10 protein-coding genes are annotated in these 15160 nt (G+C 35.0%); 2 read left to right on the top strand and 8 right to left on the bottom strand.

From position 1 onward, the window contains the following. Positions 1-67 precede the first annotated feature (67 nt). Positions 68-1072 carry an LLM class flavin-dependent oxidoreductase gene (locus BC962_RS06510; RefSeq protein ID WP_121345111.1) on the bottom strand — a complete coding sequence of 335 codons (1005 nt, stop codon included), beginning with the start codon at positions 1070-1072 and terminating at the stop codon, positions 68-70. Positions 1073-1368: 296 nt separating this feature from the next. After that, a complete protein-coding gene (locus BC962_RS06505) occupies positions 1369-2424 on the bottom strand; it encodes an NAD(P)-dependent alcohol dehydrogenase (RefSeq protein WP_121345110.1) in 1056 nt (351 codons plus the stop codon). A 433-nt stretch (positions 2425-2857) separates the two neighbouring features. On the opposite strand from BC962_RS06505, the gene BC962_RS06500 reads away from it, so the two are divergent. Further along, positions 2858-3352, top strand: coding sequence for a hypothetical protein (locus tag BC962_RS06500; RefSeq protein ID WP_121345109.1), 495 nt, complete (start codon positions 2858-2860; stop codon positions 3350-3352). 6 nt (positions 3353-3358) lie between these two features. Then, entirely contained in the window at positions 3359-5155 is a 1797-nt protein-coding gene (locus BC962_RS06495) for an adenylate/guanylate cyclase domain-containing protein (RefSeq protein WP_121345108.1), read from the top strand. 86 nt (positions 5156-5241) lie between these two features. Here the strand turns inward: BC962_RS06495 and BC962_RS06490 are convergent, their stop codons facing one another. The 6 genes from BC962_RS06490 to BC962_RS06465 all read right to left on the bottom strand — a co-directional run bounded on the left by BC962_RS06490 (position 5242) and on the right by BC962_RS06465 (position 15031). Next, positions 5242-7383, bottom strand: coding sequence for a catalase (locus BC962_RS06490; protein WP_121345107.1), 2142 nt, complete (start codon positions 7381-7383; stop codon positions 5242-5244). Between the two features lie 332 nt (positions 7384-7715). Next, complete coding sequence (locus tag BC962_RS06485; RefSeq protein ID WP_121345106.1) at positions 7716-8729, bottom strand: zinc-binding alcohol dehydrogenase family protein; 1014 nt, start codon at positions 8727-8729, stop codon at positions 7716-7718. Positions 8730-9163: 434 nt separating this feature from the next. Then, positions 9164-9607: a PepSY-like domain-containing protein gene (locus BC962_RS06480; protein ID WP_121345105.1), complete on the bottom strand. Its 444-nt coding sequence runs from the start codon at positions 9605-9607 to the stop codon at positions 9164-9166. 312 nt (positions 9608-9919) lie between these two features. Further along, on the bottom strand, positions 9920-11470 hold the full coding sequence (locus BC962_RS06475) for an SDR family NAD(P)-dependent oxidoreductase (protein ID WP_121345104.1): 1551 nt from the start codon (positions 11468-11470) through the stop codon (positions 9920-9922). A 194-nt stretch (positions 11471-11664) separates the two neighbouring features. Further along, positions 11665-12351 carry a class I SAM-dependent methyltransferase gene (locus tag BC962_RS06470; protein WP_121345103.1) on the bottom strand — a complete coding sequence of 229 codons (687 nt, stop codon included), beginning with the start codon at positions 12349-12351 and terminating at the stop codon, positions 11665-11667. Positions 12352-12604: 253 nt separating this feature from the next. After that, positions 12605-15031, bottom strand: a complete 2427-nt coding sequence (locus tag BC962_RS06465; RefSeq protein ID WP_121345102.1) for a DUF5916 domain-containing protein — start codon at positions 15029-15031, stop codon at positions 12605-12607. Between the last annotated feature and the right edge of the window lie 129 nt (positions 15032-15160).

Here is a 15160-nt window from a genome sequence, read left to right as displayed (position 1 = left end):
TGTAAAGACACCAGTTATTTGAAAATTCATTATAGATTCTCAAATAACTAATGCTTTACAATAAATTTTAATTCAACTCCTGCATGATCTCAGCAAATAATTCATAAGATCGTATTCTGTCGTTTACATCGTAAATATTAGTAACCGCTATAAGTTCGTCCGCTTTGGTTTGCTCCATAAACTCTTTTACCTGAGCTTTCACGGTGGCCTTACTACCTATAAAAGAATATTTTAACATTTGGTGTATTTGCGGATGTTGCAAAATCTCCTCCAATTCTGTTGTCATGGCGGTTGGTGGTTGTACAAACTCCCGTTTACCTGTAAATATCCCCACGATCATACGGATTAAAGATGTAGACATACGTTCGGCTTCCTCGTCTGTATCTGCAATAATAATATTTACCCCAGCCATTACACGTGGTTCCTGTAACTCTTCTGATACTTGAAATTCATCCCGGTAAATTTCTAAAGCATCCATTAAATGTGTTGTCGCAAAATGACTTGCAAATACATAAGGTAATCCTTTTTTTGCAGCCAAATGTGCACTATCTGTACTGGAACCTAAGATATAAATTGGAACCTCTACCCCTTCTGCCACGGTTGCTCGCACTTTAGAAGTGGAATTCTCCTTAGAAAAGTATTTTTCTATCTTTTCCAATTCGGCAGGAAAAGATTGTGCCGCTTGCATAAAATCTGAACGTATAGCTTGTGCAGTCTCTCTATCTGTTCCCGGAGCTCTGCCTAATCCTAGATCTATTCGGTTAGGATATAATGAAGCTAAGGTGCCAAATTGTTCAGCAATAATTAAAGGAGAATGATTGGGTAACATAATGCCCCCAGAACCAATTCGAAGTGTTTTTGTGCCTCCCGCAACATAGCCAATCAAGACCGAGGTAGCACTACTTCCTATATTTGGAGCATTATGATGTTCTGCTAACCAATATCTGGTATAACCAAAACTTTCGGCGTGTTGTGCCAATTCCAGAACATTATTAAAAGTTTGTTTTAGAGTATGACCTTCAGAAACCAAAGCAAGGTCTAAGATTGAATATAATGTAGGTTTTTTTTTCATAAATGGAAATAATCAATTGTAAAGTGAGTGTCTAAATACAGAAGAGAATTTTTGAAAATAAAGACTCTTTTTTCATCTAGATTCGATACCCTTAGTACCCAAATTTAGCTGAGACTTACATTAAGGAGTAATAAAAATAGAAGAAGTTTTCTATTCACACTTTTGATTTTGTAATATCTATTGAAAGAATGAAATAAAATAAAGCTAACTAGGATTATAAAGTATAAATAATTCAAATAAAAAAATCACCTGTTTATGTTGCAAGTGATTCTATACTCTCTAAATATTGATTTCAATCAATTCTTAAGCGATTTCATATCTATAACAAATCGATATTTTACATCACTCTTCAGCATACGCTCGTAGGCTTTATTAATATCTTGAATCTTTATAAGCTCGATATCTGAGGTAATATTATGCTTTCCGCAGAAATCCAATAATTCCTGAGTTTCGGCAATCCCACCAATTAAAGATCCTGCAACAGACTTACGTCCCATAATGAGTGGTACAGTAACCAACATAGGGTCTAATGGGCCTAAATAGCCAACTACTACCAGCGTACCATTTGTGCCAAGTGTACCTACATATGGATTGAGATCATGCACGTAGGGAACGGTATCGATAATAACATCAAAACGTCCCGCAGCTTTTTCCATTTGAGCCTCCTCTGTAGAAATAATTACTTCATGTGCACCTAATTCTTTAGCGTCCTTTATTTTATTAGTAGATCTTGAAAATAATGTTACATGTGCACCTAGAGCAGCTGCCAACTTAATAGCCATATGGCCCAAGCCTCCCAAACCCACTACAGCTACCTTACTTTCTTTCCCAACATTCCAATATCTTAAGGGGGACCAAGTTGTAATTCCTGCACATAATACCGGTGCAATCCCTGCAGGATCTAAATTTTCCGGAACACGAAGTACAAATGCTTCATCTACAACAATGCTTTCTGAATAACCACCATGTGTATTTGTATCTAGGTGCTTATCGTAACCGCCGTAAGTTCCAACCCATGATGGGCAATATTGTTCTAGGTCTGCTTTACAGTTTTCACAGGTTTTACAGGAATCTACTAAACAACCAACCGCTACTAAGTCACCTTTTTTATACTTTGATACTCCGGCTCCAACATTAGTAACCCTACCCACAATTTCGTGTCCTGGTACTACAGGATATTGGGTCATACCCCAATCGTTACGGGCAAAATGTAAATCGGAATGGCACACGCCACAAAATAAAATATCGATACTTACATCTTTTGAAGTGACTTCTCTTCTATCTATGTTCAATTGTTTCAAATCGGCTTCAGGAGATTCAGTTCCAAATGCTTTAACTCTGGTTGTTTTCATCATTTTTATATTTTATGGTTGCTATAATTTTAGAAAATTCATATCCAATTGTGCTATGAACTTTTAGGGAGGAAATTAAAGATACAAAATACTAGCAATAATTTTTCTGTTTACAACTGATTTTCAGCACATTAGGAGCTATTCAATTTTATTTTTTAAAGAATTTTCTTCGGTTTGAAGCTTTACTAAATGAAAGTAAAATGCAGCCTATATAAAGTTTACAGGATATTATGTACATAATTGACCTAGATTATTTTTGTAAACAGAATTGATAGTAAATGAATTTTTACATAGTATTTTATAAATAGCTAAAAATCATTAACTTACAACATCAGTAATATACTCTCCCTCCATAATTCGTAATTAAGCTTTATTTCCTCTAGTCATATAATTCTTAACCTGTAAACGATGAATTAATTTAAACCGATTATTGATGAAATCTAAAGAAGAAGCTAACCTAGTAAAGGCTAAGAAAAAAGCAAAGAACAGAAAAGTAGAATTAATTGTGAAAGCGCATGAGCTCTACGCACTCCCTCCAACAGAAAAAAATGTAGATGCCAATACATCTCTTTCTGATGATGAAGGATATACTAGTGAATTTGGGGAATCTAACAGTAAATATGAAACTGTTGTTTTTAAGAATTTTATTATGAACTGGGATATTGAAGTTGAAAATAAAAAGGATAAAAATTATAATGTAGAATTGGTATCCATTACTCATAACCCTAAACCTTCTGGAAATCCCAATATCTTTGATGTGAACCCACTAAAGCCCAAAAAATATAGCAACAATAAAAGTATTTTTGGGACTGTTGTCCACGCTTCACCCTCACCTGAAGATTACACTATACATTTCCAGATCTTTAAAAATGACAAAGATCCTCATACTTTTCATTTAGATCCAAAATTAAAAGTTAATCCAGAATAATTAAATATGCATCTTAAAATTAAAGCCTATTGTTTACTGATAGGCTTCTTTTGTACAGGCTTTCAATTTACTTGGAGTCAAGATCAGAAGCTTGCAGATAGTCTCAAGATTATTTATGAAAAGGGAGAAACTTCCGGGATCGAAAGATTGGAATTGCTTCGGAATCTTTCTTTTAATGAGGTAAACGATATAGACGCCTCTATAAAGTATGCAGAAGAACTGATAGCACTCTCGAAAGCTCAGAGTAATTTTATGTATTTATATAGAGGATATTCCCAAAAGGGAAGTGCACATCGGTTAGCCGGAGATTTAGACTTTGCTTTAGAGAATTTTTTCAAGAGTATTGACGCTGCTATAAAGGCAGATCATAAAATTGGCGAAGGTATTGGGAATTTAACTGTTGCAGACACCTATTCTGAGATGGGGAATTCTAACAATGCCTCAATTTATTATGAAAAAGCGATTTCTATTTTACGCGAAACAGACAATGACTTAGGTTTGGCAACAGCACTATTAAACGCGGGAGATGAAGCTTTTAATACTAAGGAATATGAACTGGCATTGCAATACTTCGAAGAGTCTGGTGCCTTATTTAAAGAGAAAGATTATTTGATTGGCACCGCTTATAATCTCGGGAATATGGGAATGGTCTATGCAGAGCAGGGAAAGGAAGCGCTCGCAAAATCGAATATTACTGAAGCCATTGCCATTTTAGAAGAGCTTGGGGATTATTATGCTATTTCTGAATATCTCACCTATATGGCCGATATTTATTTAAAGCAGAATAAGCCAATTATCTCCCTGAATTATGCAGAGAGAAGCTTGGAATTAGCTGAGAAATACAGACTTAAAAAACAGATAAGTGAATCTAATCTTAAATTAGCTGAATTGTATGAAGCAGCGGGTAATTTACCGGAAGCCTATTCCCATTACAAAGACCACATTACCTATAGAGATAGTTTTGTGAATCTGGAAAATGTTGCTAGCATGGCCGATATTCGTACTAATTTTGAAGTATCACAGAAACAGGCAGAAGTAAATTTACTGAATCAGCAAAAAAGAAACCAACTCATTATTCTTGGATTTACGGGATTTTTACTCCTCACTTTGTATTGGTATTATAGAAGCATTTCCAAAGAGAAAAGACGTTCTGAAATTTTACTTCTAAACATTCTTCCAGAGGAAACTGCACAAGAACTTAAAGAAAAGGGTAAAGTACAAGCTAAAAAATTTGATTCTGTAACGGTATTGTTTACAGATTTTGTGGGTTTTACGGGCTATGCAGAAAGTCTGCCACCAGAAAAACTGGTACAAAGTGTAGATTTCTATTTTTCGAAATTCGATGAGATCATGGATACTTATCGTTTAGAAAAAATAAAAACTATTGGCGATTCTTATATGTCTGTAGGAGGATTAAATAATGCTAATAGTGACCATGCCCTTAGAATGGTAAAAGCAGCATTTGCAATTTTAAAATTTGTTAATGATTCTAAACTGGAGAATCATGAAGATAATACGCGTTTCGATATTCGGATAGGAGTAAATACCGGGCCCGTGGTAGCGGGTGTTGTAGGCACTAAAAAATTCTCTTATGATATTTGGGGAGATGCTGTAAACATTGCATCTCGTATGGAATCTCACTCTTTACCAGGAAGGATCAATATTTCTAAATCTACTTATAATCTTGTTAAAAATGATTTTGAGTGTGAAGCTAGAGGCGAAATAGAAGTCAAGAATAGAGGCCAAATGGAGATGTTTTGGGTAAATGCTTCTAAAACAAACTTCAAGAATACCCCAAGTTGATCTAATTATAATTTCTCTACTTCTAATAATAGTTCTAAAAAAAAACCACCCTCTCGGATGGTTTTAAATATAAAATTTTGAATAATTTAAACCGGTACTGAATCTGTAATACTTCTACGGTCCCAGTTTCGGTGTTGCGCCATACTCTTTTTAAAAGCTTCTGGTTTTTCATTCACATGTACAGCTTTATCTTTCATATGATCTTTTACGAAGCTAGCTTTTAACAGGCGCTCCCCTTCTCCATCGGCGGCAATCGCCTTGCAATATTTAAAAGTTTCATTCACGAACTTAATAAATTTGGCTTGCTTCAATAAAGCATCTACAGAGGTTTTTCCATCCGGAATATAAAGTGCATCAAAAAGTACACTTTCTGTTGTCATAATAGCAGCATCTACCTTATGTTCATTCTTATCAGAATCTTTTACAGTGCCTCCATGTGGTGCGATCAATTTTGCCATCGCTCCTTCTTTTTCAAGCATTGCTTTCATAGCTTTGAAGCTTTTAGCATCAAAACCATCAGCCAACAACACAGCTACTTGACGAGTAGCAATGCTATCAAATTTGGTATTCGATTGGCTCAAGGCTGGGGAAGCATCCAGGTAATTTTTCTTAGGTCCCGGTTCGTGCTTTTTAGGATCGGCATCTGCACCAATAGCCTGATTAATTGGTTTCTGGATATTATTAGGAACCTTCATTCCTAAACCGTCTGCAACTTTCTGGGCAAGATCTTCGTCTATTTGGGCAATAAGCCATAACATACGTTCTTTAATATGATCATGCATACATTTACCCAACTCGAAAGTATAAGCTCCTGCTACATGCTCTTGTTCCCATGGGGCTAAGCTTCGGTAAAAAAGTGCGGGTTGAGAGAAATGATCACTAAAACTTTCACTTCGGGTACGGATCTTTTTAGCATCTATACGCTCCTCATAGGAATGAAATGCACCTTCAGACATTTTTGCCAAATGGGGACAGCCTCCACTTAAAGAATTTGGAAAATAAGCAGTTTGTCCTTTTGGGATACTTGCTTGCATTTGTCCATCCCGCTGATTGTTATGAATTGGAACTATGGGTTGGTTTATTGGGATCTGGTGGAAGTTAGGAGTTCCCAATCTAGAAAGTTGTGTGTCTCTATAAGAGAACAAACGCCCTTGCAAAAGTGGATCGTTAGAAAAATCTATTCCTGGAACGATATGTCCTGGCAAGAAAGCTACCTGTTCAGTTTCAGCAAAGAAATTTTCAGGATTTCTGTTTAATACCATTTTCCCAACGATGGTTACAGGAACCATTTCTTCTGGAATTAATTTTGTTGGATCTAAAAGATCGAATTCAAATTTATGTTCATCTGCTTCAGGAACAATCTGTAATCCTAATTCCCATTCTGGGAATTGTCCTGCTTCAATAGCATCCCAAAGATCACGACGGTGAAAATCGGCATCTGCTCCGTTAATCTTAACAGCTTCTTCCCAGGTTACAGAATGCACACCTAATTTCGGCTTCCAATGGAATTTTACAAAATGAGATTCATTCTTATCGTTGATCAATCTAAAGGTATGAATTCCAAAACCTTCCATCATTCTCAAACTACGCGGAATAGCACGGTCACTCATCGCCCAAATATGATTATGCAAAGTTTCTGTAGTAAGTGAAACAAAATCGTAAAAAGTATCGTGGGCAGAGGCTGCCTGTGGAATTTCTTTATTAGGTTCTGGTTTTACAGAGTGAATAAGATCTGGGAATTTCATAGCATCTTGAATAAAGAATATAGGCATGTTATTACCTACTAAATCCCAGGTTCCTTCTTCAGTATAAAATTTAACAGCAAACCCACGAACATCACGTGCCAGATCTGGAGAACCTTTTGAGCCGGCAACTGTAGAAAAACGAACAAAAACGGGAGTCCTTCTATTTGTATCGGTGAAAATTCCAGCTTTCGTAAATTCGGACATATCCTTAGATAGCTCAAAATATCCATGTGCTGCACTTCCACGAGCATGCACAATTCTTTCTGGAATTCGCTCATGATCAAAGTGGGAGATTTTTTCTCTAAGTAGAAAATCTTCCAATAAAGTAGAACCCCTTTCCCCAGATTTAAGCGAATTATTTGTGTCGTTTACTTTAAGACCTTGATTGGTGGTCATGGTAGTGTCTTTCATTTCCCAATGGTCCTTCTTTAAGTCCTCAATTTTTTTAGACTCGGAAGAATCCTTATTAGTTTTCTTAGCCATTATTATAATATTTAGTGAATGAATATGTAACTTGATTTTTGTGTTATCTTTCTAAAGCTATTAGGTAGCTTAATTAAAATTAAACATTCGAACATATCATTTCAATATTTTAAGAATAGTTTATGTTTTGGCGAAATTGAGAAAAATTCCCACTGCCTAGATACTCATATTTGATGAAATGTAAGCCTTTAGCAACTACTGCTGAATTGGGATTGCTTTATTTATCGCCACTATAAAGATGAAAGGCCTTAGAAGGATTCCGTTTAAAGGTCATTTAATAAAATGCTATAAGTATTCCGCTTATTTACACTAAATTTAAAACTTATAGTTAATTAGAATAAAATCACTGTTTTACCAATGGACTTACCAGACTCTTGTAACTGGTGTGCTTCTTTTAAATTATCTACAGTAAAGCCTTTTATTGTAGTTGTTAGGGTTGATCTAATTGTACCCTTATCTAATAAATCGGCAATATGATTTAAAATCTCATGTTGTCTCTCCATATCTTCAGTGGTAAACATAGCTCGAGTAAACATTAACTCCCAAGAGAAGGTAACACTCTTATTTTTTAGCAGATTTAAATCTAAAGGCACACTACTTCCCGTAATAGATAAAATATGACCTTGAGGTTTAATAATCTCTGTCGCAGTTTCCCAATAGCCTTCCAGATCTACAAAATCTAAAATATAGTTCACTTGGGGATGACCTATTTTCTTTAATTCCTCTTTTAAATGATGATGATTTACTACGAAATCTGCGCCTAAATCTTTACACCATTCGGTAGAATTTTCTCTTGAGGCCGTAGCAATCACGGTTAAATTCGCTAATTTCTTAGCTAATTGAATCGCTATGGATCCTACGCCACCAGCTCCTGCTAATATCAACACCGATTTTCCTTTATCTTTTTCTGGATCTATTCTTAGGCGGTCAAACAAAGCTTCATAAGCAGTTAAGCTTGTTAATGGCATAGCAGAAGCTTCCGCAATACTTAGGCTTTTAGGTTTTTTACCAACGATACGCTCATCCACTAATTGAAATTCTGAATTACTACCACTTCGTGTAATATCACCTGCATAAAATACTGAATCTCCCACTTTAAATTTCGTGGTCTTCTCACCTACTGCTTCAACGACTCCAACCGCATCCCAACCTATAATTTTTGGTGTTTCTAAAACCGTATCCTTGGCTGCATTCTGTCGTATTTTGAAATCTACAGGATTTATAGAATTTGCTTGAACTTTTATTAAAAGATCATAGCCTTTAGGTGATGGTTTTTCAATTTCAAACTCAATAAAACTTTCTTCATTTGATATTGGTAATGATTTTTTAAATCCTATTGCTTTCATAATTCTTGTTTTATAATTGATTCAATATTATATATTCAGTAAGTATATAATAGTAGCCTCCAACTTATATGAATAAACCAAAGTGTATAAGAGTAATCATCTTAACTCTGATTTTTTTTGTCACTCAATAATATAAGTGAATTTTTTCAGAAAGCAAAGGCATACTTTTTTTGCGGAAATATATAGAGGTAATAATTTATCTAGTGGAAATTCGCTTACTGTATTCTGTTGATACCCTGTCTCTGAAATTTCTTATTTTTTAAATTTACAGATTTGAAACTTTTCAAAAACATATAAAGTCATGTTGGAAATTTCGTAGAGGGAGTTTAATAATGGAAAGTGAAAGCTTTTAATAAAAACACCGGCTCTTTCAAATACTAACTGTTTATTTTCCTAATAATTTTTGCTTGCTTCCTACTTCTTATTTTGAAAATTCAATTTATTATAGATCCATCTTCACGAAACATAACATCTTTATTCTTTCCTTTCTGTTTGAATTCTACATCGTAAAAAACACCATGTTTAGCAGATTCTACATGCTCTACTTCAGTGATCTCATGATCGGAATATTTTTCTTTAATTACACTTTTAATAGCCTCAGGTAATTCGTCATTTTTTATACTATTCTCGGTTTCCACCCAAGAACCATCTGCATTAAAATCGGCGCGATATTTTTCTCCATCTATTTTAAAATGAGATTCCCAATACCCGTGCTCATCTTGTTCCCAGTCTGGATCGGTCTCTCCTGGATATTTATTTTGAAAGGTAATTTGTACCGCTTCAGGTACATCATCGTTTTCTTTATCGGCTTTTTTATTTTCCTGACAGCTTACAATTCCTACGCATAAAAAGCTAAGAAGTACCAAATATCGTTTCATATCTAATTTTTAGAAAGTAAAGCTAATAAGATCAAATAAAAAATCAGCTTAAGGAATTCATAAAATCTGGTGAGATACGCTATTTGCCAAGCTATCGGGATAGTATAACTGAGTGGCGAGACGTCATGCTGAAATTGTTTCAGCATCTCAGTAATTAATAAGAAGACCCTGAAACTAGTTCAGGGTGACGATGCGCTAAACGAAATTTAGTAAAGAATATAATTGTCAAGCTGAGCCTGTCGAAGTTGCTTTTTATTTAGACTCTTCGACAAGCTCAGAGTGACAGAGTACTTTCAACTTTCAGTATAAGCACTACCAGTTAATAGGTCTGTAATCTTTTAGGAATTTTCCACACCAGTGTTTCCCGGTATTAATCCCATCAAACAAAGGATCCATTACTCTTGCAGCTCCATCAACAATATCTAAAGGTGGCTGAAAATCGTCTCGCTCTTGTTTTAACTTTGCCAAAGCTGCAGGATCTTCATCTGTAACCCAACCAGTATCTACCGCATTCATAAAGATGCCATCTTTAGCCAAAGTGCCTGCAGATGTATGTGTTAGCATGTTTAAAGCTGCTTTAGCCATATTGGTATGTGGATGTCTATCTTCCTTAAAGCCAGGATAGAATTTCCCTTCCATCGCCGAGACATTAATTATGTGTTTTTTTCCAGTATTCTCTTTTTTCATGACTTCTGAAAGTCTGTTGCACAATACAAAAGGAGCTACTGAATTTACCAGTTGCACTTCCAGCATTTCGGTAGTTTCAATTTCCCCTAGTTTTAAACGCCAAGAATTGGTTTTTCTAAGATCTACCTGTTGTAAGTCGGCATCCAATTCTCCTTCCGGAAACACTTCTTTTGCAACTAAGGTATTATCAAAACTATAAGGAATCTGGGATAATTTTGCTGATGCCCGCAAACCTATTCCAGGTTCTGGTCCATGCCATGTAACCGGCATATTAGTATTGGAAGAGGTTCTTGTAGTAAGACCCTTTAATTCTTGAAGGCAGTTATCATGATCTATTAAAAGATTACGAGCAAATTCTGGTAAGGAGGCAATGGAGCGTTCTTCATTTGGCATTAAATGCTGATAGAAGCCTGCAGGACGGCGCACCGTTTGAGCTGCATTATTTATGAGGATATCCAATTTTTCATATTTCTGCTCTATAAAATTACAGAAGATCTCTACACTTGGAATATGTCGCAAATCGAGTCCGTGGATCTTCAATCTATGTCCCCATTCTGTAAAATCTTCTTCCTTAGAGAATCTCAAAGCAGAGTCTACTGGAAAACGAGTGGTTGCTATCACAGTTGCTCCGCCTCTTAACAGCATTAAGCTTATATGATATCCTATTTTTAATCTGGAGCCTGTTATTACAGCTATTTGTCCTTTTACATCTGCATTCTGAAAACGTTTTGCATAATTAAAATCTCCACAACTTGTGCACATGGAATCGTAAAAATGATGCATTTTGGTGAATTCTGTTTTACAGACATAACATTTTCGAGGAGTTTCTAATTCCAATTCCACTTTATTGGCGAGATGTGCCATTGGAAGCAATTTGGGAGCTACAAATACCGAAGCTTCCCGAGCATTTCGAATCCCCGTTTCTTTACGAGCGGTTTTATCTTTTGCCTCTTGTTTGCGTTTTGCTGCTTTTTTACCGTCCTTTTTTCGTCTGGAAAATTCATCCCGATCTGGTCTGGAGAACATTCCAGCTACTTTTAAAAGTTGTGTTCTTTGCTCCCTTGGAATGTCAAATATCTGATCTGTGTCTTCTATCAATTGTGCTAAAACCGCGATGCAGTTTTCAATTTCTGCGGAAGTGATCGCTGCTTTTATTTCTGTTTCATTCTTCTTCATAACCAAATTGCAAGCTAAATTCAGCAGAAGATCCAGCAATACGCTACATGAATCAGTGCTAAGTTTATAGAGGCGCAAAGGTAGTTTTTAAATACTGTTCGATTTGAATTTTTATTTTTTTAAACCTATTTAAAGAACTGTTTCGTTTCCATGGATTATTTGGAGAATGGTTCAAGTGTAAGGAATTGAAAAATCTAAGATTTTACTGCCTGTAGATACACCCAATATCCTTCTTTGAAGGGAATTTGAATATTAGTAAATCCTACATTTCTTAAGCATTCTATTTGATCTAGATAATCTGTCGGTTTATCGAATGCTTTATAATGTTCCATGACCCAAGCCCATTTTTCTCCATCAGGAAAATTGCTATTAACAAAATGATGCCATTCATCCAATAACACTGGATGATCTGGATTAGTTTTATTTATCATTAGGTCACTATAAGAAAACATTCCTCCTATTTTTAAAGAAGAATAGATAGCCTTAAAAATAGATCTCTTTTCTTTGTAATCACAATGATGTAGACTAAACCCAGCAACAATCAAGTCATAAGATTCTGGTTTAAAAATGAAATCATTGAAATACATATTGGAATAAATAACATTATGGCTCTTAAACTGCTTCCGACATAATTCGATCATTTCTGAAGATGCATCCACCATTGTATATGTTGCATTTGGAAAATGAGAAATTAATTGAGAAGTGATATTTCCATTACCACACCCAAGATCAAGAATAGAGATTGGACTAAAATTATCTGGAAGGTATTTTATAAAACTTGAAATGAGTTCCTTATAATGAGGAACACAGCCAATCATATCATTGGTGTAATTTTTAGAAAATTCATTAAATTCTAATGCTATGTTATTAACTGATTCCATTATTTATCTTCAAAACTGTTTAGTTATTGATTATTAGTATATTATGTATTAAATATATGATATTTTTTTCAGTAAATTTTGAAGGAATACTAGTGAAAATATAGTAGATAAGAGGAATTTATAATTATACTGAGATAGGTAAGTTCATAGAATTTCAACTGTTTCAATAAATAGAATTGACTTTAATTTTTCAAAAAAAAGCCCTTTAAAAATCAATTTTAAGTGGTAGTCGTATTTTTGCTTTATAAAAAATCTATTTCTTAAATATCCCTGCAATCTGATTGTAATCTAAAAAGTATTGAAGTTTCAATGAGAACACATTATTTATAGGCTGTTGGAACAAGGTATCTATACTCTGGGTATACGAATCGCGAGCAGCTGTATCAAAATTGAATAATTGGTTACGGTATAAGGCAGTTACAAAGCTCCCTGGTGCAAATTGCCAAGAATAACTAAGATCGAAATTCCAAGTAGAGAAATTGATATCTGGATTATCCGGAATATTCGTTGTGGTGTAACCAGTATCATGGGTAACGCGCCCATTGTTCTGCAAACTAAATAATTGTTCGTCATACTTAACGATGCCCCAATAATTTCTTAGCGTTAGAGATAAGGTATGATTTGGATTAAAGTTATAACTGGCATTAAAAGTTTGCTCTATCTCTTCCCTTTCTCTGTCCCCAAAGATCACCTCATCATCTATTTGAGTTACATAGCCTCGATCTCCTAAATAATGATCTCGATAGAAAAAATATGAGATCATAAATTTATCATTGAATCGTATTTGAGGACCAAACCCAAACCAGTAATCAAAATAATCTCGACCTTCTTGAAGAAAAGATTCAGCACCAATATTAGCACTTAAAGCCACTTTTTTACTATTGTTTGAGTTAAACCATCCGTTCATATTTACTCCGTTTTCAGTTATAAAGTAACTTCCTTCTTTTCGAGGCTCAAAATAATCGTATTGTTTACCAGGTAGTAAATTGATGTTCCCTCCTATTTCATTCAACTTTTTTGTAGTTCCGTTAGCACTTAAACCCAAGCCAAATCCTGTAAAAGTACTTGGTTCAGCAAGCATTGTATAATTCACATAAAAATTAGCGAAATAGCGGTTCCAAATTCCGGATGGTTCAAAAGTGCGATAATTAATATCTACTCCAAAATTGTTATAATTGTTTCTATTTTGTAATCCTAGATCGTTCGGATCAAATTTAGTGTCGGCATAGCTGTGATCTATACTATATCGGAAATTACCATGAGCTTTTCTTGCAGCTACAAAAGTGCTAAATCCTGTAATGGTTCCAGTCTCTAGGTTAATATTACTCATTTTTATATCCCCTCTTACTTGATATGTATTTCGCTTGTTGGTAATATCTGAAGTGATCGCTGTAACATTTGCATCTCTAAAAGATCCTTCCCGAGTTACATTTGTGTTGATGATCCCAATTGAAGAATTGCCATTAAACTGCTTATCTATTACTAAAATGTTATAATTTGTAAAGGGTTCTACCACCTCCCTGCGACGGTCTCCAGTCTCTATATTTTCTATGGTAGCTTCTGCTTTTTCTGTAAAGGAATTAAAAAAGCCTAGTCCTAACCCATTTCCGGTTCTTCCGGATACTTTAATAGCATTCAATACTTTTACAGATTCAGGAAAATCCACCACCTCTTCATTTGCTGAAGTCACAGGATCTGTAATTGGTGCGCTTCCTACCCTTCTGGAAAAGAAAAGATCTCCTTTAGAGAAAAGATCCACGCCTTCGGTAAAAAACTGTCTTTGTTCAGAAAAAGTTTGTTCGAAGGGACCAAGATTTAAAGTAATATTATCAAATCCAGCCTGTGAAAAATCAGGTATTAAAGTGGCGTCTAAAGTGAAGTTCTCGGTTAAACCATATTTCACATCCAATCCGGCATTAAAGTTAGATTCATAAACACCATCAAAATTATTTTGGACAGTAGAAACAAAAGGGTAAAGAGAAAGTCTTGTTGGAGGATCTATTGCTTCTAAACCTTTTAATTCCCCGTGATATAAACCAATATTTCCTTTAGTAACATCTACCGGGTTCCAAGTGTATTGGGATTCATCTCTTCTGAAACGTCTATGAAATTGAATACCCCAAGTTTCCACATCATTATTATCGAATCTAAGGCAACGGTATGGGATCTTCATCTCCACGATCCACCCATCTTCCACGATCGCTACTGCACTGCTCCATACGCTGTTCCATCCAAAATCCTCACCCACACTTGGGTTAGAAATTGCATCGGCTTGAGTACCCGAGGCAAAAACAAAGAATTCGGTATCATTTTGAGCATCATTATTAGGGTTTACTACAAATCCGAAAAAGTCTGCATTCCCAAAATTATCTCGACTAGAAAGTTGTTTGGCTATCTTAGTAGGATCATCATATAAATATGCAGAGATGTATAAGGCAGAATTATCATAAGCCAACTTAACCACTGTTCTGTTACTTTCTGTTTCCTTAACATTCATATTAGGACGAAACTGAATAAAATCTACTGCTTCTTGTGCATTTGCCCAAACGGCATCATCTAAGATCCCATCTATTTTGGGAGCTTCTACCGCTCGTTCAATATGTAGTTGTTTTTTGGTTACTTGTGCATTTGTACTTAGGCCAATACAAATGATGATGATGGTAAAAAGTGATAATTTCATTAATAAGATTGATTGATGTATCTAAAAGACCTACTTATCATCTAATTGTTACATAAACATCTAATTTTATTCAAATTTCATGGATTTACATTGAAGCGGTTAGAAAGATCATCTAAATGCTATAGAAAT

Source organism: Gillisia mitskevichiae (assembly GCF_003634585.1).
Taxonomy (GTDB): domain Bacteria; phylum Bacteroidota; class Bacteroidia; order Flavobacteriales; family Flavobacteriaceae; genus Gillisia; species Gillisia mitskevichiae.
This window is presented reverse-complemented; position numbering and strand designations above follow the sequence as displayed.